Raw genomic sequence first — 19117 nt, forward strand, 5'->3', positions numbered from 1 at the left:
CGGCAGAACGGACGACAGCCCCACATGTCAGAAGCACCCGCTGCCCGCGGCCCGCGCCGCATCCTCGTCGTCGAGGACGACCCGGGCATCCGCACCCTGCTGGAGACGGCGCTGCGGCTGTCCGGCTACGAGGTGAGCAGCGCGGCCACGGGCCGGGACGCCCTGCTGGAGGCCGAGCGGTTCGCGCCCGCTCTGCTGGTCCTGGACGTGATGCTGCCCGACCTCGACGGCTTCGAACTCACCCGCACACTGCGGGCGGCGGGCGTGACCACACCGGTACTGTTCCTGACCGCCCGCGCGGACGTCGACGACCGGCTCGCCGGCCTGCGCGTGGGCGGCGACGACTACGTCGCAAAGCCGTTCAGCATCGAAGAGGTGGTGCTGCGGATCGGCGCCGTGCTGCGTCGTACGGACCCCGAGGGTGCCTGCGACGAGCCCGGCGCCGCGCCCGGCGTCCTGCGCTACGCCGACCTGGAACTCGACGAGGACGCGCACGAGGTCCGCCGGGCGGGCACCTACATCCCCCTGTCCCCCACCGAGTTCAGGCTGCTCTCCTTCCTGATGGCCAACGCGGGCCGCGTGGTCGGCAAAGCCATGATCCTGGAGCGGGTGTGGGGTTACGACTTCTCCGGTGACGCCCGCATCATCGAGACATACGTGAAGTACCTGCGCCGGAAGATCGACGCCATCGACCCGCCGCTGATCCACACCGAGCGGGGCGTGGGCTACTGCCTGCGACTGCCCCGCGACCGCACGGCCCGGACCGACGGGTGAGACGGCGTCACCTCCTGCGCACGGTGCGGCCCAGGTCGTTGCGCGGCCGGCTGGTGTGGGGCGCCGCGCTGCTGGCCACGGTCGCGGTGCTGGCGGCGCAGGCCATCGGCTTCTTCGTGGTGCGGTCCTGGCTGCTTGACCGGGTGGACGGCCAGCTCCGGGACTTTCTCCTGCCCGACCATGCCTACTCCCGGACCGTCGGCCCCGGACCCGTGCCATCGCCCGCCCCGGGCTCCGTGACCCTGCCGTCCGACTTCCGGGTCACCTTCTACGACGCCCGGGGTGACGAGCACGGAACCCTGGGCGGAGGCAGCACTCCCGGACCGGACCTTCCGTCCTCGATCGGCCGGCTCGGGCTGTCGCCGGGAGAGCCCGCCACTGTCGGCTCCGTCTCCGGGGACGAGCGATGGCGGGTGCTGGTCAAATCCGGATCCGGCAGGACCTCGTACGTGGTGGCGCTCCCCCTGAACACGGTGGACGGGGCCGCCGCGAAGATGCTCTGGCTGAACGCGATCGTGCTGGCCGCCACGGCCACCGGCCTGGTGGTGCTCGGCCGCTGGGCCGTACGGATCGGTCTGCTCCCGCTGACCCGCATGGAACACACCGCGCAGGACATCACCGCCCACGACCTGAACCTGCGCCTGCCGGACACCGATCCGCGGACCGAGACCGGGCGGCTGAGCACCGTACTGAACACCATGCTGGACCGACTCCAGCGGGCCCTGCGGGAACGCGAGTCCTCCGAGGCACGGCTGCGCCGGTTCGTCGCGGACGCGGGGCACGAACTGCGGACACCGTTGACGACGATCCAGGGATTCGCCGAACTGGCGTTGCGACACCAGGACCGGCCCGCGTCGGCGCGGCGGGAGGCCGACCGGCTCATCGCACAGAACGCCGAGCGGATGAGTCTGCTCGTCGACGACCTGCTTCTCCTGGCCAAGCTGGACCAGGAACCCGTGTACGCGACGGAGCGTGTGGACCTGCTCTCGCTGGCCGCCGACGCCGTGAGCGCCGTGGCGCCGCAGAGCCCGGGGCACCGGATCGGGCTGGAGCCACTGGGCGGCGGTCAGGGCGAACTGGAGCCGGCCGAGACGACCGGCGATCCGCACCGGTTGCGGCAGGTCGTCACCAATCTGCTGACCAACGCCGTCACCCACACTCCACCCCGAACGACCGTACGGGTCCGCGTCGGCACCGCCCGCGCTGACACCGACTCCGGCGGACGGGACCGGCCCGGCCGCAGCGCCTCGGGACCACCTCTGGCGGAAGGCACCCCGATCTGTGTGGTCGAGGTGATCGACGACGGTCCCGGCATCTGCCCCGAGGCCGCCGACCGGGTCTTCGAACGCCTCTACCGGGCCGACCCCTCCCGCTCCCGCGACCAAGGCGGCTCCGGCCTCGGCCTGGCCATCGCGAGCACGATCACCCAGGGACACGGCGGCCGCCTCGAACTGGAGACCCGGCCCGCACAGGGCTGCGTGTTCCGTTGCGTCCTGCCCTGCGGTTAGGGTCTGTCCGGCGGATCATGCCGGCGTCGCGCAGGCCGGGACGTCCAGCCGGCCGCCGTGAGCGGTCGCGATGGCCGACGCGATGGACAGGCCGAGTCCCGAGCCAGGCTCGGCTTCGGCCGTGGCCGGCGGGTCGGCGCGGTAGAAGCGGCCGAAGACATGACGGGCGTCCTCCGGTCCGAGGCCCGTGCCGTCGTCGATGACCTCGATCACGCACACCTCGAGACCGGGCAGGAGTACGGGCCCAAAGCTCGTCCTGCCGGGCACGTCGATGCCGCCGGTGCGCGGGCCGCACCGGGTGGCACCCACACGTACCCGGATCCGGCTGTCGGGCGGCGTGTGGGTACAGGCGTGGGACAGCAGATTGCCGACGACCTGCGCGAGCTGATGCGCGTCGCCGTCCACCTCGACGACGTCGAGAGCCCGGTCGACGGCGGGATCGGCTGGGTGGTCCCCGAGCGGTTCCAGGGCGATGGCCCGGCGCGGATGTGACAGCGCCGCAGCGGTGATCGCGTCAGCGGCGAGAGAGAGCAGGTCGACCGCTTCGCGGCCGTGGCGTCCCGCCGAGCTCGGCGAGGAGAAAGAGGCCGCCTCGTCGACGCCGGTGCGCGGGCCGCGCGGGAGGCGAAGTCCCGTTCGGCCTCCTGCTCCGTACCGCCCGTGACTGCGGCGGTGAGCCGGACTTGCGGGAGATCGGCATCGACCTGTTCGCGGGCCCGACCGAGATCCTCGTCCTCGCGGACGGCACCACGGACCCGTTCGTGTGCGATGGGCGGCACGGCGCACGCGGTGTCAAGGCGATCCCAAAACGCCCTCGACGCGAACTGACAAGCCCCCGCCTGCCACCGCACACCAGATGGCAGACATGTCAATCGGTTATGCCCCCGAACCGCACACGTTCTTGTCCCCCGCTTTACCGGTCCATACGCTGCGGACGGTGACAGCACGGCCTGTCGATTGCGCGGCGTCGTCCTGGAACGTCCCGACTCCGAATGGCGGCTCGAACTACTCGCACGACCCGGTTCTCGGCCCCGCCTCTGCGCTCCCCACCCGCTGGCCACGGCGCACACCGAGGGGTGCGGCCATTTCGCCGTCACACCCCCTGAACTCGGCCTCGAACTCATACAACGCATCGAACGTACGGAAAGGGATTTCCTGTGAGTGAAACCGCCCCGACACCGAAAAGGCTCGACACCGGTACGCTCATCGCGTGCTGTCTCGCGGTCGCCGCCGCCCAGTTGGCCATCACGATTCCATCTCCGATCAACGGCAATATCACGACGGCATTCGGCGCGAACTCGGCCCAGATCGGCTGGGTGACGACCGCCTTCCTGCTGCCGACTGCCATTCTTGAGCTGAATTTCGGTGTCGTCGGCGACATGTTCGGGCGCAAGAAGCTCCTGGTACTCGGCGGAGCGGTCCTCGCTGCCGGTGAACTTCTCAATGTGACGGCCCAGTCGATCGAGATGCTCTGGGTCGGCCAGGTCATCGCCGGCCTCGGCGCGGCGATGCTCTTCCCCACCACCCTCGCCGTGCTCTCGGCCGCCACCCCGCAGCCCAAGGAACGCGCCAAGGCGGTGTCCCGTTGGGCTCTCTCCATCTCCGCCGCGTCGGCCGCGGGCCCGCTGTGGTCCGGTGTGATCGCCACCAAGGCGGACTGGCACTGGGCCTTCTCCCTGCCGGTGCTGCTCGGTGTCGTCACGGCTCTGCTGTCCTGGCGGCTGGTCACCGATACGCGTGCGGCCGAGGGCCGCACGCTGGACTGGCCGGGGCAGATCGCCGTCGCCGTCGGCCTGACCGCGCTGCTGTGGGGCATCAATCAGGGCTCGGCCTCCGGGTGGGGCAGTGGCCTGTTCATCGGCGCGATGATCGTCGCCGTGGTGGGTCTCGCCGCGTTCGTCCGGGTCGAGCTGCGCTCCTCCGCGCCGATGTTCGACATGTCTCTGCTGCGGATTCCGTCGTTCGCGGCGGCCGCCGTGGTGGCCCTGTTCGGCATGCTGGGCTTCATCGGCACCGCGTACGTGGTGTCCATGCGGCTCGGCGCCGTGATGCATCTGAGCTCGCTGGAAGCCGGGATGCCGTTCGTGATACTGCAGCTCATACCGCTGCTGCTCGCCCCGGTGCTCGGCCGGATGCTCAGCCAGGTGAACCCGCGCTGGCTGCTCGTCGGCGGTCTGCTGCCGATGGCGGCCGGCCAGTTCTGGATCAGCGCCCTGCCGATCACGACGACGTCCCTGAGCGCGTTCATCGGTCCGGTGCTGCTGCTCGGTGTCGGATTCATCTGTGTGGTCTCCTCCCTCACGGCCGCCGCGGTGAACGCGGTGCCGATCCACATGACCGGTATGGCGTCCGGCGCCACGTCGCTGGTGCGTGAGGCGGGCCAGGCGCTCGGCCCGGCCCTCGTCGGATCCATCGCGGCGGCTCTGGCCGCGGGACAGCTGTCCGGCAACCTCACGGGCGCCGACGCGGCGATCGAGAAGGCCGGTGGCGCGCTGGCCCTGTTCAACTCGCCGGACACGAGCGACGCCGCACGGCAGGCCGCGCTCGACGCGCTCGGTCACGGCTACTCCGTCGGCACGGTCGTGGCCGGCATCGCGTCCCTCGTCGGTGCGGCGGCCACACTGATCCTCGTACGGGGATCGGCGCCGCAGACGACGGCCGCCGAGGCCGCGGAGGAGGCCGCGGTCGCATGAGCGGACGGGTCGCGGGCAAGGTCGTGATCGTGTCGGGCGGAGCCCGCGGGATGGGCGCCGCGCATGCGCGGCGCCTCGCCGCCGAAGGCGCCCACGTGGTGATCGGCGACGTACTTCGCCCGGCGTCCGGACACCGCGTACGTCAGCGTGATCTCAGGTGGTACAGAAGTGATGTGCGCGATGAAGCCCCGCACGCGGCAGGCGCGGGACGAACTCCTTCTGGACCGCCTCCAGCGCACGCCACGCGTCATCTCGGTCAGTGCCCACTGCCTGCTCCACCACTTCTACGGGGGCCCCGTCGGCTGGCTCAGCAAGATCAACGCCCTCAGTCCCGACGAACAGGCCGCCCTCAGCCCCCCACCGGTAGATCCGGGCACCAGACCGGTCGCACTGGAGGACGCCGACGAGGCGCTGCTCGCCGTCCTCGGCCGCGACGGACGAGCGTCCATCACGGAACTCCAGGCAAGCACAGGCCTTCCCGAATCCACGGTGAAGCGGCGGCTGGATCGCCTGCGGGCGACCGGGATCCTCTACCTGGACGTGCAGTTCGACCACCAGCACCTCGGCAACGAGGTCGTCGCCATGCTCTGGCTCACCGTCACCCCGGCCGCACTCGCCAACGTCGGCCGAGCCCTCGCCTCGCACCCCGAGGTGCGCTTCGCGGCGGCCACCACCGGTCAGGCCAACATCGTCGCGGCCACCCTCCATACCGGCACCGGCGACCTGTACACCTACCTCAGCGACAAGATCGGTGCTCTTGACGGCGTCCAGTCCGTCGAGACCGCCCTCGCCATGCGCGAGGTCAAACAGCTCGCCTACGAGCCTGGTCGCTAGGGCGTGTTGCAGCACGGAGCCGAGCCAGTGGAAACGAAGTCGCCAGTACCATCGCCGAATCCCGCGCCCGACCAGCGGGACGATGTCCTCGCCGCGGGAGAGCACCCAGGCGATGGCGAGTTGGGCGACGCTGAGACCCTTCTGTTCGGCGACCTTTCGCAGGAGCTCGACCAACGTGAGGTCGTGTGGGAGGTTCCCGCCCTGGAAGCGGGGCTGCAAGGCAGTCGGCCTGATCATGCCGTCTTTCGGCGGCCGTGGTGCCGAGCGCTGACCACGCTCGTGCTGCGGTCAGCGCGTGCCCGCGTGTCAGGGCAGGAGGAGCACTTTGCCGATCTGCCGCTGGCCCTCCAGGTACGCGTGGGCCTCGGCCGCCGACGCCAGGGGGTAGGTCTCGTCGATGATCGGGGTGATCTTTCCGGCCGCCAGCAGCTCCAGGCACAGCTGCTGGTCCCGCAGGGTCGCGCCGCGGACGCTGGCGATCCGCACCTGCTTGGCGATGAGCGCGAACGCGTCCAGCTCGAGCCGGGACCCCTGACTGGGCGGTGAACCGAGGACGACGACCGCGCCGCCGAGCCGTGTGCAGGACACGGAGAGCTGGAAGAAGTCGTTGCCGCCGACGCAGTCCCAGACGGCGTCGGCGCCCAGGCCGTGCGTCAGTTCCCTGACCTGAGCCGGCAGCCGTGCGTCGGTGGAGTGCAGGATGTGGTCGTAGCCCAGTTTCCTGAGCGCCTCGTCCCGGTCCGGCTTGGTCGTGGTGCCGATCACGGTGGCTCCGCTCAGCTTCGCCAGCTGTGCGCAGGCGATCGCCATTCCACCGCTGGCACCGGTGATGACCACCGTGTCGCCCGGGCCGACAGGCGCCTGCCGCGCGCAGTTGAGCGGGGTGGTGTACGTCCACATGGTGGCCGCGGCCGTCTCGAAGTCGACGCCTTCGGGAATGGGCAGGATCGCGTCCTGGCGGCGCGCAATGTACTCGGCGTATCCGCCGAAGACCTGGTGGCCGGGGTACGCGGTGTCAATGCACAGGTTCTCCAGCCCTCGGATACACAGGGCACAGTTGCGGCACGGCGGGTGCGGAAGCTGCAGGACCCTGTCGCCTGCGTGCCACCTCGTGACATTGGCGCCGGTGGCGACGACTTCACCGGCCGCGTCCCGGCCGAGCTGGAACGGCACGGGCCAGGCCGGCCGGCCCGGGAGCGGCTTCGGCAGGTTTCCCGAGCGGTACCGGAGGTCCCAGCTGTTCACGGCCGTGGCGCGCACGCGTATCAGGACGTCGTCGGGGCCGACCTCGGGGACCGGCACCTCCACGTACTTGAGCACCTCGGGCCCGCCGTGCTCGAACAGGCGGACCGCCATCATGGTCTGTTCCACTTTCACGTTCCTTCGGGTCGTCCTGCGGCTCATGGATGGATCCCCGGACCGCCCGCGACTCGTCCCTCCCCAGTGGCATCGGGCAGGAAAGGGTTTCGACCAGGCGATTCGCCGGGAGAGGGATGGATCAGGAGGCGGTCGGGCCGGTGATCGGCCACCTGGAGCGAGTGCGATCACTCGCAGCCCGGATTCCGCGAGGCGGGGCAGCAGGTCACGTCCGGTACGACTGTTGGCGCCGGTGACGACGACGGTGCGGGGGGTGCTGGGCACGGAAGGTCCCTTTCACTCATATGCGATCGAGGAGTTCGGCCTGCTGCTCAAGGCGCTGACCCGGGAGGCGGACCGCCGGGCCAACGACCTGCTGCGGCCGCTGGGGATCACCACGAGCCACGCCGAGGCGTTGCAGCTTGTCGACCGGTACGGCCCGATGTCCCTGGGCGAGTTGGGGACGCTTCTGATCGCCGAAGGGGGTCACCCGGGCCGGCTCGTGGACCGTCTGGTCGCCTCAGGGGTCCTTGAGCGAGAGCCCGCCGGCGACGACCGCCGCCGAATCGAGATCACGTGCACCCCGCGCGGCAGCGAACTCGCCGACGCCGCACGCGAGCGCAAGGAGATCTTCCGCGCATGGTCGCGTGAGCGGCTCGGTGGGGTGGACCTGACCTCCACCACGAGTCTGCTGGAAACCTGCCTGATCGAAACCCCCTTGTCGGAGTCAGTACGGCAGCGCCGTTCGCGACCGATCGCCGGCGAAGCCCCGCAGCGGCCGAAAGACCGAGCCAGGCGCAACACCTTATCGAGCGGCGGTGTTCACCACCCCCACTTCCTCATATTCATTATGGTAATTTTCGCTGCGGCGAAAGCCCGTCCCACGGCGCGGAACCCCATGGCCGCGCCGTGGGGAGGCCTCTCGTTCGATACATGTCCGCTGCTTCCACTCGGTTCGACCCGGCGCCATGAGCCGTTCGCCCGCGACCGGGTGGCGGACGAGGTCGGCGAGGTCACGGTTGTGGGGCTCGTGCCCCAGGGCGGCTTCAAGTTCCCGGTAGCGGTGGGCTGTCGGTGACGCCGCAGATCCAGAGGGCATGTCCGGGCGCGGCCCAGACCGCTCGGACGGTCCGTCCGCTCCGAGCAGAGCCGTAGTCCGCCGATGGCCAGGTTCCGCCAGGAGGTCATCGCCCGCGCCGCGCCGCCGGTATGGACGGCGGAGGCTCCCTCGGCGAAGACCACGTCTCTCACGTGATGGCTGCACCGCGGAGCAGGCGCGGGCGCCCGCCGCCCTCTGTCTCGCCGACCGTGCTGGGGCTCAGCGTCTTCCCGGCCCGGACTGCGCCGACCTCGCCCTCGCCGGACCACCACCGCTGCCGGTGCGGGCCGGCTCCCACGAGACATTGCTCGACGACGCCGCCCGAACGGTGAGGCACGCGGGCGCCGACGATCTCGTCGTGGTGCGCCACCCAACCTAGCGTTCTGCATACCAGACAGCTATTCTGTTCAGTAGACGGATTGGCAGTGCTCTCCGCACGCGCCCCGAGTTTCGTGACGCACGACCCGGCGCAGCCCTGACGCTCCCGTCGGGGGCGTCAGGCGGCCATGCGGCCGCCGGTACAGAGAGGTGGGACATGAGCCAGGAGAGTGTCGAGCAGGCGATCGAGCGTGCGGGCAGCGCGGTGGAGTTGCTGCGCAACTCCCCGATCCGTCCGCACACGTTCCCGGTGCGGGCGGAGTTCACGAACTGGCGGACCGAACAGCGGGCGTGGCGGGACTCGGTGGCGCTGCTGGATCAGTCGCACCACATGACGGACCTGTACATCCAGGGCCCGGACGCACTGCGGCTGCTGTCCGATCTGGGCGTCAACAGCTTCGCCGACTTCGGCCCCGGCCGTGCCAAGCAGTACGTGGCCGTCAACCACGACGGACAGCTCATCGGCGACGCGGTCCTCTTCCACCTGGAGCAGGGCGTGTTCGACCTGGTCGGGCACCCGCCGGTGCTGGACTGGGTGCAGTACAACGTGGAGACCGGCGACTACGACGCCACCACGGAACGCGACGACAACTCCTACGACCGGGTCTCTGGCCCGCCGAAGGTCTACCGCTACGAACTTCAGGGCCCCAACGCGCTCGCACTACTGGAGAAGGTCACGGGCGCCCCGGTGCCCGAGACCCGCTTCTTCCACATGGCGACGTTCACCATCGCCGGACACCAGGTCCGCGGACTGCGTCACGGCATGGCCGGCCAGCCCGGTTTCGAACTCTTCGGCCCCTGGGAGGAAGGCGAAGCCGTCCGCGAGGCGATCCTCGCCGAGGGCGAGGCGTTCGACCTGGTCCAGGTCGGCGCGAAGGCCTACTCCACGGCCAACCTTGAGTCCGCCTGGGTTCCGGCGCCGATGCCGGCCGTCTTCTCCGGCGAGAAGACGAAGGGCTACCGCGAGTGGCTGAAGACCCCCGCGATGGGATCCCTGGGCGGCTCGATGGGCTCTCCGAACATCGAGGACTATTACCTCACCCCCTATGACATCGGCTACGGCTCCATCGTCAAGTTCGATCACGACTTCGTCGGCCGCGAGGCCCTGGCGAAGACCGCCCAGAACCCTCCCCGTACCAAGGTGACCCTGGTCTGGAACGAGGAGGACGTCGCCCGCGCGATCGGCTCCCTCTACCAGAGCGACGAACTCCCCGCGAAGTTCATCGAGTTCCCCAAGGCCCGCTACGCCCTCCACCAGAGCGACAAGGTCCTCCTCGACGGTGAACTCGTCGGCATCTCCATGGACGTCGGTTACATCGCCAACGAACGCGCCATGGTCTCCCTCGCCACCCTCGACCGTGCCCACAGCGAACCCGGCACCCAGGTCACCGTGGTGTGGGGAGAGAGCCCCAACTCGGCCAAGCCCGGCGTCGAAGCCCACCGCCAGACCGAGATCCGGGCCACCGTCGCCCCCGCCCCCTACGTGCAGTTCGCTCGCGAGACCTACCGCAACAAGTAGCACCCCGCGGACCGCGCCCGTCCGTCACCGCCGGCAAGCGAAACGCACACCGCGGTGTTTCACGGCAACGGCCTTGTGCCTGTGTCGCGGTGGCAGATCCCGCGCGCCGTCCGTCCCGGGGAAAGCGGCTCTCCCGCGTCCCCCGGTCCGGCGTCGATGCCGCCGACCTCATATGTGCAAGGAGCATGATGACCACAACCTCCCCACCCCCTGTCACGGAAGCCATGCTGCTGCGGGACTTCTCTCTGGAAATGACGGGGAAGGACACATCGAAGCTCGACGAGGCCCGAGGCGCCATTCCCCCCGGCACCCGGATCAACGTGACCTACCTGGGCAACGAGAACCTGCAGATGCGCCTCGACGCCGCGCGCGCCGTGAACGGCTTCGGCTTCGTCCCGGTCCCGCACATCTCCGCCCGCCGCCTGACCTCGCGGGACGAACTGGAGGTATTCCTCGCAGCTCTGCGCGAGCACGACGCCCAGGCACAGGTCTTCGCCGTCGGTGGCGACCCCGCCCAACCTCACGGCCCCTACGCCGACTCGCTGCAGATCATCCGGTCCGGACTGCTGCAGGAACACGGCGTCCGCGGCGTCGGCATCGGCGGCTACCCGGAAGGACACCCGCAGATCTCCCGCGAGACCCTGTGGTCCGCTCTCGCGGAAAAGGCGGACGCACTCGCCGCCGAGGGACTGAGCGGCGACATCATCACCCAGTTCGGATTCGACGCCAATGCGGTCCTGACCTGGATCGAAGAAGTACGGGGACGAGACATCGAGCTGCCGATACGCGTCGGGGTCCCCGGCCCCGCCGGGGTCAAGCGCCTGATGACCTACGCCACGCGCTTCGGCGTGGGCACCAGCGCCTCCATCGCACGCAAATACGGCCTGTCACTCACCAACCTGATGGGCACCACGGGCCCCGACCGGTTCCTCACCGCGCTCGCCGCCGGATACGACGCCGCCCGACACGGCGAGGTGAAGCTGCACTTCTACACCTTCGGCGGCCTGGACACGACCTCCCGCTGGATCGACGCCTTCCGGAAGGGGCTGAAGTGACCCTCGCCCTGCAGACCTCGACACCGGCCGCCTCCACCGGCACGCACGCCGCCCGTGCCTCGCTGATCGTGAAGGGCACCGACCGCGTGGGCATCGTGGCCGCGGTCGGCTCGCTCCTGAGCAACCACGGCGCCAACATCGTCTCGCTCGACCAGTACTCGGACCCTGACGACGGCGCCTACTTCCAGCGCACCGTGTTCGCCCTGGACGGGCTCCGGGCGGAGCTTCCCGGCCTCCGCGAAGAGCTCCACACGCAGCTGGTGAAGGACTTCGGCCTGGAGGTGACCCTGCGGGACATGTCGGTCCCCAAACGGATCGCGATCTTCGCCTCGAAGTCCGATCACTGCCTGCTCGACCTGCTGTGGCGCCATCGGCGCGGTGAGCTGCCGGTGAGCATCTCGATGGTGATATCGAACCATCCGGACACCGCGGAAGAGGTGCGGACCTTCGGCATTCCCTTCTTCCACGTGCCGTCCATGGGCCCCGACAAGTCCGCCGCGGAAGCCGAGCACCTCCGACTCCTCGCCGGGAACGTCGACTTCGTCGTCCTGGCCCGCTACATGCAGATCCTCAGCAGCGACTTCATCGAGGGCGTGGGCGTGCCGATCATCAACATCCACCACTCCTTCCTACCTGCCTTCATCGGCGCCGGCCCGCACGCCAAGGCCAAGGAACGCGGAGTGAAGCTCATCGGCGCCACCGCGCACTACGTCACCGAAGACCTCGACGAAGGCCCCATCATCGAGCAGGACGTCGCCCGCGTCACCCATGCCGACTCGGTCGCCGAACTCAGGCGTCGCGGTGCCGATGTCGAACGCGCCGTACTCTCCCGGGCCGTCCTGTGGCACGCCGACGACCGCGTCATCCGGCACCGCAACCACTGCGTTGTCTTTCCGTGAGCACCACCGCCAGGGACAGGACCTTGCGCATGACCACCCTGATCGACGGCAGAAAGTACGCCCACCAGATCCGCCACCGGGTAGCCGAAGAGGTGGCCGACCTGGCGCGCTCCCACGGACGAACTCCGGGGCTTGCCACCGCTCTGGTCGGCGACGACGCGGCCAGCGCGGTGTACGTGGCCAACAAACGTCGCGCGATCCGCGAAGCCGGCATGCGCGATGTCCACCACGCCCTGCCGCGGGACACGACGCAGGAGGAGATCGCTGCGGTGATCGACGCCCTCGGCCGCGACCCGGACGTCACCGGCATTCTGCTGCAGCTTCCGCTGCCCCCTGGCCTCGACGCCACGGCGCTCATCGACCGGATTCCGGCGTACAAGGATGTCGACGGCCTCACCACCCTGAACGTGGGCCTGCTGACCCGCGGAGCCGACGGCCTGCGGCCCTGCACCCCCGCGGGCGTCATGGAACTGCTCGACAGGGAGGGCGTCGTCCTGTCGGGCGCGCACGCCGTCGTCGTGGGTCACTCGGAACTCGTCGGCCGTCCCATGGCCCAGTTGCTGCTGCAGCGGGACGCGACCGTCACGGTCGCCCACAAGCACACACGCGACCTCCCCTCCGTGACGCGAACGGCCGACATCCTGGTGGTCGCCACCGGGGTGCCCGGTCTGATCGGACCCGAGCACGTCAAACCGGGTGCCGTCGTCGTCGACGTCGGCATCCACCGCACGCCGCGGGGACTGCTGGGCGACGTGCGCACCGGCCAACTGGACGGCCTGGCGGCCATGATCACACCCGTTCCGGGAGGCGTGGGGCCCATGACCATCGCCATGCTCCTGGTCAACACACTGCGTGCGGCTCAGAGATGACTCAGCGGCCGTAGCACCGTGGTGGCGCGCCTCGTCCTGGACGCCATAGCCCATGGCTGCCGTGCTCCCGGAGAATCGCGTGCCCCTTTCCGTCCCCACCGCGTTCCCGACGGCAGAAGCCGCACCGCTCCCCTCCTCTCCCGGCCACGGCTGGAGTCCGCCCATGCACCCGGTACAGAAGTCTGCTCGGTCCGACGCCAGATGCCTGGTCATGGGCATCCTCAACGTGACGCCGGACTCGTTCTCCGACGGTGGGAGCTACCTCGGCACCCACCAGGCCATCGAGCACGGCCTGGCCCTGGCCGCGGCGGGTGCCGACATCGTCGACGTCGGCGGGGAGTCCACCCGCCCCGGCGCCCTGCGGGTGCCACCGGACGAAGAGGAGAACCGGGTCCTGCCGGTGATCCGGGTCCTGGCCGCGGAGGGAATCCGGGTCAGCGTGGACACGACACGCGCGGACGTGGCCTGTGCCGCTGTTCAAGCGGGTGCCGCCATGGTCAACGACGTGAGCGGCGGACTGGCCGATCCGCATATGGCCGCCCTGGTCGCGGCCATGGCCGTGCCCTACATCCTGATGCACTGGCGTTCCCCCAGCGCGGACATGTACCGGCACGCCCACTATCAGGACGTGGTCATCGAAGTCCGGGACGAACTGCTTCGGCGGGTGGAGCGCCTCACGGACGCCGGTGCCGACGTGGACCGCATCGTGCTCGATCCCGGCCTCGGCTTCGCCAAGAGACCGGAGCACGACTGGGCCCTCCTCAGCCGACTCCCGGAACTGACAGGTCTGGGACTGCCGGTCCTCGTCGGGGCCTCGCGGAAGTCGTTCATCGGCACCGCTCTGGCCGACGCAAGAGGCGAGCCGGTGCCCCCGGCCGATCGTGACAGCGCCACAGCGGCTGTCTCCGCGCTGGCCGCGGCGTCCGGCGCATGGGCGGTGCGAGTCCACAACGTGCCGGCCAACCGGGACGCCGTACGGATGGCACAAGCCTGGACAGCACGGTCGTGAAGGCACCGATGGACGCGAGGCGATTCAGGAACGAAAAGCCTTGATCTCGTTGGTGATGTCGCGAACCGCCGTCCTGAGCCGAGCCGCCACACGGGTCTCCCCGTCCGAGTCCATCGCCGACTCCGGGCAGACCAGGCCGATTCCCGCGTACATGCCGGGCTCGGTCGATTCGAAGGCAACCCCCATGGAGAAGACACCGCTCTCGCTCTCGCTGCGGTTCACCCCGTATCCGGCCTCGCGTGCCTGCCGCATTTCCGCCAGGAGGGCGCTCACGGTGGAGATCGACTTGGGGGTCAGCGCCTGCGGTGGCGCGTCCCGGTACAGCTGACGGAGCTGTTCGTCGTCCATGCGGGAAAGCAGTGCCTTCCCGACGCCGGTCACATGGGCCGGCATCGTGTCACCGGTGCGCAGGGCCGCCCTGATCGTGCGCCGGCTCTCCACGCCGTCCACATAGAGGATGTCCCGTCCCCGGGGCAGAGCGAGGTGGGCGGTCATCTCGGTGGACTCCGCCAACTCGGTGAGCACCGGTCGGGCCAGCACACGGATGTCGAGGGACCGTACGGCCGACAGCCCGACGTCCACCATGGCGGGGCCCGGTCCGAAAGCGCGGGTGGCGGGCTCCTGGCGTACGAAGTCGTAGTACGTGAGCATCGCCATGAGGCGGTGGGCGCTGGAGCGTGCGATGCCCAGCTCGGCGGCCACGTCGGCGAGCGTCAGGGTGCCCCTGTCCCTGAGCAGCAGCAGAATGCGCAGAGTGTTCTCCACCGAGGCGATGGGGTAGGCCGGCGTGGCGCGGTCTGCGAGCGGTGACAACTCACCGAGACGGTCGGGCGGCGTATCCATGCGATCAGTTTCCCACGGCCGACTCGCCTCCGAGGCGACCACCGCGGGAGCCGACTGACCGGCGGGACGTGCCGCGTCGGCCATCCGTTGTCCCGGGGTCGCGCATGCCGTGCACGGACCCCCTGTCCACCCGCTCACTCAGCTCCGAGCAGGGGGCGTGCCGTGCGTGTGGAACGACTCGATGGTCTTCAGGCCCCAGGCCTGACCCTTCCTCCGTTCCTCCTCGGTCCAGGTGACCAGTGGCCAGTCGGGGGCCAGGACAAGGCGGGTGAGCGGGTTGCACAGCTCGATGCGGTTGCCGCCGGGCTCGTAGACGTACAGGAAGAACGTCTGCTGGATGGCGTGCTTGTGCGGTCCGGTCTCGATGAACACGCCGGTGTCGATGGCCAGGTCGGCGGCGCGCAGGATGTCCTCGCGCGTGTCGGTCGCGAAGGCGATGTGGTGCAGCCGGCCGGCCGAGCCGGTCCAGTCCTCTGTGTAGACGACGTCGTACGACTTGTCGGTGTAGGTCAGCCACTTGCCCGCGATCCGCCCGTTGTCGAGTCGGATCTGCTCGGTCGGCCGTGCACCGAGCACCTGGTCGTGCAAGTCGGCGTTGGCGGCGACGTCGGCGCCGAGGAAGTTGATGTGGTCCAGACGGCGCACGCCCACGCCCCTGTTGGGCTTGGCCTGGGGCTGGTCCTTCAGCGCGGGCCGGAGTTCTTCCGGCGCCTGGTAAAACTCACTCTCCCAGTAGAGGGCGAGCTCGTGGCCGTCGGGGTCGGTGGTCACGTAGAGCTTGCCGATGCCGGGCTCGTCCTCGGTCCAGTACCCCTGATGTCCCGCGGCCTCCAGCTCCTTCACCCGGCGCCGCAGCGCGTCCTCGCTGGAGGTGCGCAGGGCGGTGCGGCGCACGCCGGGCAGGTCGTCGCCGGTGAGGATGACGCTGTGATGCTCGTAGTCGTCCCACGTCCTCAGGTAGACGGAGCTGCCTCGGCGTTCGTTGACGGTCAGGCCCAGGTAGTCGGTGAAGAACACGAGACTGGCGTCGAGGTCCGGGGTGAGAAGCTCGACGTGGCCGAGGTGGGCGATGCCTCCCAGGGGCAGGTTCATACCGGTTCCTTGTGAAGAAGAGAAAGGAAAGGGACAGGGACAACCGCGAGCCGGCGACCGCCGGTTGGTGTGGTGGCCGAGCGGCCGAAGGATGCCGGGGCGCGGGGTGATGCGTTCATGGGGCGTTCGAGGCGATGGCCAGCAGACGTGCCGCCTTGAGCTCTGTCTCCTGCCACTCCCGTTCGGGATCGGATCCCCAGGTGATGCCTGCTCCTGTGCCGAAGTGCAGGGTTCCGGCGTGCCGGTCGATCCAGAACGTGCGGATGCCGACGGCCAGTTCGGCTGCCCCCGTGTCCGCGTCGACCCATCCGATGCCGCCGCAGTACGGGCCGCGCGCGGATGTCTCCAGTTCCTTTATGACGTCGAGCGCGCGGTGTTTCGGAGCACCGGTGACCGAGCCAGGGGGAAAGGTCGCATCGAGCACTTCGGGCCAGCCGACGTCGTCCCTGAGCTCACCCCGAACCGAGGAGACGAGGTGGACCAGGCCCGGGTGCTTCTCGACGGCGCACAGGTCCGGAACGGTGACGCTTCCCGGAGTACAGACACGGCTGAGGTCGTTGCGGACGAGGTCGACGATCATGACGTTCTCGGCGTGGTCCTTCTCCAACAGGTCCGCCTCCGTCCGGCCCGTCCCCTTGATCGGGCCGGAGGTGAGTGTTCTGCCCTGCCGGCGCAGGAACAGTTCCGGTGACGCCGCGACCACCTCCAGGCCCTGCTCCGGCAGGCGGATGGTGCTCGCGTACGGCGCCGGATTGCCGCGTGCCAGGAGGACGGCCAGGGCCTCGATGTCCACGTCCTGCGCGATCTGGGCCGACAGGACCCGGCACAGATTGACCTGGTAGACGTTCCCGGCGGAGATGTGTTCACGGATGCGCCGGACGCCGGTGAGGTAGGCGGACCGATCGAGCGATGTCCGCCAGTCGGCTCGAGCCGGACCATGCCATGGTGGCGTGTTGCCGGCTCCCTCGACCGCGGGGCGCACGTCCCGGAAGCGGGCGCACGTCAAGCTCCCCTCGAAGCTCGCTATCACGGCCCAGAATCCCTCCGAGTCCAGGGCTGCCGGATCACTCGTGATGTCCATGAGCCCCTTCGCGTGAACTCCGCCGAGCCGGGCCATGGCTCGAGACTCCTGCAAAGGGATCCCTTCCTTTCCGGCGGTGGCGGGTGACCGTCCCAGCCGTTGCCCCGCGCTGTATTCTGTATAGCAGAAATGGCGTCTATCAGACAGACACAATGGGACGGGTCACGGACGGGCATATCGCGTCCCTCCATCGTCTGTACTGCAGAAAGTATGTCTGCTATACAGAAGGCATGTCGGGGACGGTGTCGTCCAGCAAGGGCGTCACACACGTGGCCCGACCGCATAGCGGGGGCGGGCGCCCGCTAGGAGCCGATGACCGTGAAACGCGCCTTCTCGCCTGAAGCCAGGCGGTCTCCGCGAGGGGAGACGCCGTGACCAGAGCCCTGCCGACCGACCGGTCGCCGGAAACGCGGTGTGTGTGGGGCCTCCCGAACCGGCTCGGTGTCCCGTTACGGACATCGTCACCGTGACGCCTGGCGTGTTCTCCGACGTCGGACCTGCCCGGACGTCGGCGTCATCGAGCGGTACCCGGATCTGAGGTGCGGCCGTCCTCGGTCGGCTCCCGGGTGAAGAACGTGGCACCCCCGCCGCGACGACGACACGGCGGCGCGGATCCGCGCAAGCGGCTGCTGCGGCTCTACGTCCGTGTGCACACGTCGCACCCCTCCCGATGCCGTACGGGCCGCTGCGGCATGGGGGCGCGAAGACCGACAACCTTTCCACTGCTCAAAGTCATTGACGAGGAGTATTCACATGGCAGTCCCGACCCTGCAGGAAGCCATCGACCGAGCGGAATCCCCTGTCCGGCTGCTGTGGAAGGCGAACGCGCCGCGATGGTCGCCGCCGGTCGTGGAACCGGAGTACGCCGGATGGCGCGAGGAACAGACGGCCGCGTATGAAACCGTGGCGCTTTCCGATCTGTGCCACCACATATCGGACCTGTTCATCGAGGGACCGGACGCGCTCCGGCTCCTCTCGGATCACAGCGCGAACAGCTACCGCGACTTCGCCGTCGGCCAGGCAAAACAGAGCATCATGGTCACCGAGGAGGGATACACGGTCGGTGACAACATCCTCACCCGGGACGGTGCTGAGAAGTTCACAATGAGCGGCGTGCCCTCCTCACAGGCATGGATCAGGTATCACGCCGAGGCCGGTGGCTACGACGTGTCGTTCTCGCTCGACCCGGACTCACGAACGCGCGGGGGCGGAGATCCGGTGCTTTTCCGCTATCAGATCCAGGGGCCGCGCGCACTGGAACTGGTCGAGCAGGTATTCGGCGGCCCGCTGCCCAAGACGAAGTTCTTCCACTCGGCTCTGGTCACGCTGGGCGGCCGGACCTTCCGGGCGTTGCGGCACGGCATGACCGGGCAGCCCGGATACGAGTTCATCGGCGAGTGGAAGGACGGGGAGTTCATCAAGCAGGCCCTGCTCGAGGCCGGGGAGTCGTTCGGCCTGGTCCAGGTGGGCGCGTGGGCCTACTCGACGAACGCCCTGGAGAGCGGCTGGATCCCGATGCCGACTCCCGGCATCTACAGCGCACCGGGACTGCGCGCATACCGCGAATCGCTTCCCGCGCTGTCTTTCGACGGACTGAATCCGCTGCGGGGAAGCTTCTTCTCGGAGAACATCCAGGACTACTACACCACCCCCTACGAGTTGGGTTACGGCAGGCTGATCTCGTTCGACCACGATTTCCTGGGCCGCCAGGGCCTGGAACAATCCCGGCACGACGTGGCACGCGAGCGGGTCACCCTCGTCCTCGACGCGGACCAAGCGCGCCGCGTATGGGGTGCCGACAGTGGTGACCTGGAATTCATGGAGACACAGGCCCGCTTCCGGGTGGAGGCGGACGACAAGGTCATCGGGATGGCCTTCGACACCGGTACCCTCGCCCCCCGCGGAACGGTCCTGTCACTGGCGCTGGTCGACAAGAAGTACGCCACCCCTGGGACGGAGGTGACATTCGTGTGGGGCGAACACCCCGGCCCCGGGACCGACCCCGATGACGACAGGGGATTCGAGCGGATCAAGGCGACGGTGCAGGCCTCGCCCTACAACGAGTACGTCCGCACGCGATACCGCGCGAACGACTGAGCCAAGGAAGG

18 protein-coding genes and 1 pseudogene are annotated in these 19117 nt (G+C 69.3%); 12 read left to right on the plus strand and 7 right to left on the minus strand.

Translation table 11 applies throughout. The features are described from left to right. Positions 1-24: 24 nt before the first annotated feature. Positions 25-774: a response regulator transcription factor gene (locus tag ACFZDK_RS50540; protein WP_390049789.1), complete on the plus strand. Its 750-nt coding sequence runs from the start codon at positions 25-27 to the stop codon at positions 772-774. Continuing rightward, a complete protein-coding gene (locus tag ACFZDK_RS50545; RefSeq protein ID WP_390984740.1) occupies positions 771-2282 on the plus strand; it encodes an ATP-binding protein in 1512 nt (503 codons plus the stop codon). The genes ACFZDK_RS50540 and ACFZDK_RS50545 overlap by 4 nt, the downstream gene beginning before the upstream one ends. Before the next feature lie 15 nt (positions 2283-2297). Here ACFZDK_RS50545 and ACFZDK_RS50550 read toward each other — a convergent pair whose 3' ends face one another. Continuing rightward, on the minus strand, positions 2298-2687 hold the full coding sequence (locus ACFZDK_RS50550) for an ATP-binding protein (RefSeq protein ID WP_390984742.1): 390 nt from the start codon (positions 2685-2687) through the stop codon (positions 2298-2300). Between ACFZDK_RS50550 and ACFZDK_RS50555 the strand changes: the two genes are divergently transcribed. From ACFZDK_RS50555 to ACFZDK_RS50565, 3 genes are all read left to right on the plus strand, one after another. Further along, on the plus strand, positions 2634-2774 hold the full coding sequence (locus ACFZDK_RS50555; RefSeq protein ID WP_390049915.1) for a hypothetical protein: 141 nt from the start codon (positions 2634-2636) through the stop codon (positions 2772-2774). The two genes, ACFZDK_RS50550 and ACFZDK_RS50555, sit on opposite strands and share 54 nt — an antisense overlap. A gap of 665 nt (positions 2775-3439) precedes the next feature. Continuing rightward, positions 3440-4975: an MFS transporter gene (locus ACFZDK_RS50560; protein WP_390984744.1), complete on the plus strand. Its 1536-nt coding sequence runs from the start codon at positions 3440-3442 to the stop codon at positions 4973-4975. Between the two features lie 180 nt (positions 4976-5155). Beyond that, positions 5156-5809: an Lrp/AsnC ligand binding domain-containing protein gene (locus tag ACFZDK_RS50565; protein ID WP_390984747.1), complete on the plus strand. Its 654-nt coding sequence runs from the start codon at positions 5156-5158 to the stop codon at positions 5807-5809. Between the two features lie 54 nt (positions 5810-5863). On the opposite strand, the pseudogene ACFZDK_RS50570 reads toward ACFZDK_RS50565, so the two are convergent. Together ACFZDK_RS50570 and ACFZDK_RS50575 are read right to left on the minus strand one after the other, a co-directional pair. Beyond that, positions 5864-6031 (minus strand): annotated as a pseudogene (locus ACFZDK_RS50570) (aldo/keto reductase); the annotation flags it as partial. A gap of 84 nt (positions 6032-6115) precedes the next feature. After that, positions 6116-7180 (minus strand): alcohol dehydrogenase catalytic domain-containing protein, encoded by a 1065-nt coding sequence (locus ACFZDK_RS50575; RefSeq protein ID WP_390984750.1) that lies wholly within the window; start codon positions 7178-7180, stop codon positions 6116-6118. 238 nt (positions 7181-7418) lie between these two features. Here ACFZDK_RS50575 and ACFZDK_RS50580 point away from each other — a divergent pair, with 238 nt between their 5' ends. Continuing rightward, a complete protein-coding gene (locus tag ACFZDK_RS50580) occupies positions 7419-8243 on the plus strand; it encodes a winged helix DNA-binding protein (protein WP_390984752.1) in 825 nt (274 codons plus the stop codon). A gap of 169 nt (positions 8244-8412) precedes the next feature. Here the strand turns inward: ACFZDK_RS50580 and ACFZDK_RS50585 are convergent, their stop codons facing one another. Continuing rightward, on the minus strand, positions 8413-8634 hold the full coding sequence (locus ACFZDK_RS50585; protein WP_390984754.1) for a hypothetical protein: 222 nt from the start codon (positions 8632-8634) through the stop codon (positions 8413-8415). 165 nt (positions 8635-8799) lie between these two features. Here ACFZDK_RS50585 and ACFZDK_RS50590 point away from each other — a divergent pair, with 165 nt between their 5' ends. The 5 genes from ACFZDK_RS50590 (at position 8800) to folP (ending at position 13993) form a co-directional block, all read left to right on the plus strand. Then, complete coding sequence (locus ACFZDK_RS50590) at positions 8800-10161, plus strand: aminomethyl transferase family protein (RefSeq protein ID WP_390984757.1); 1362 nt, start codon at positions 8800-8802, stop codon at positions 10159-10161. Positions 10162-10349: 188 nt separating this feature from the next. Then, positions 10350-11216, plus strand: a complete 867-nt coding sequence (locus ACFZDK_RS50595; protein WP_390984759.1) for a methylenetetrahydrofolate reductase — start codon at positions 10350-10352, stop codon at positions 11214-11216. Then, entirely contained in the window at positions 11213-12115 is a 903-nt protein-coding gene (gene purU, locus ACFZDK_RS50600) for a formyltetrahydrofolate deformylase (RefSeq protein WP_390984761.1), read from the plus strand. Before ACFZDK_RS50595 ends, purU begins: the two co-directional genes overlap by 4 nt. A 29-nt stretch (positions 12116-12144) precedes the next feature. Beyond that, positions 12145-12984 carry a bifunctional methylenetetrahydrofolate dehydrogenase/methenyltetrahydrofolate cyclohydrolase FolD gene (gene folD, locus ACFZDK_RS50605; protein ID WP_390984764.1) on the plus strand — a complete coding sequence of 280 codons (840 nt, stop codon included), beginning with the start codon at positions 12145-12147 and terminating at the stop codon, positions 12982-12984. Positions 12985-13147: 163 nt separating this feature from the next. Beyond that, complete coding sequence (gene folP / locus ACFZDK_RS50610) at positions 13148-13993, plus strand: dihydropteroate synthase (RefSeq protein ID WP_390984767.1); 846 nt, start codon at positions 13148-13150, stop codon at positions 13991-13993. 24 nt (positions 13994-14017) lie between these two features. Here the strand turns inward: folP and ACFZDK_RS50615 are convergent, their stop codons facing one another. The 3 genes from ACFZDK_RS50615 to ACFZDK_RS50625 form a co-directional block, all read right to left on the minus strand. Then, on the minus strand, positions 14018-14836 hold the full coding sequence (locus tag ACFZDK_RS50615) for an IclR family transcriptional regulator (protein WP_330351293.1): 819 nt from the start codon (positions 14834-14836) through the stop codon (positions 14018-14020). 138 nt (positions 14837-14974) lie between these two features. After that, a complete protein-coding gene (locus ACFZDK_RS50620; protein ID WP_390984771.1) occupies positions 14975-15928 on the minus strand; it encodes a catechol 2,3-dioxygenase in 954 nt (317 codons plus the stop codon). A 115-nt stretch (positions 15929-16043) separates the two neighbouring features. Next, positions 16044-17009, minus strand: coding sequence for a chorismate-binding protein (locus ACFZDK_RS50625; RefSeq protein WP_390984773.1), 966 nt, complete (start codon positions 17007-17009; stop codon positions 16044-16046). A gap of 753 nt (positions 17010-17762) precedes the next feature. Between ACFZDK_RS50625 and ACFZDK_RS50630 the strand changes: the two genes are divergently transcribed. Further along, entirely contained in the window at positions 17763-19106 is a 1344-nt protein-coding gene (locus tag ACFZDK_RS50630; RefSeq protein WP_390984775.1) for an aminomethyl transferase family protein, read from the plus strand. Positions 19107-19117: the final 11 nt, after the last annotated feature.

The organism is Streptomyces sp. NPDC007901, assembly GCF_042959465.1.
GTDB lineage: Bacteria > Actinomycetota > Actinomycetes > Streptomycetales > Streptomycetaceae > Streptomyces.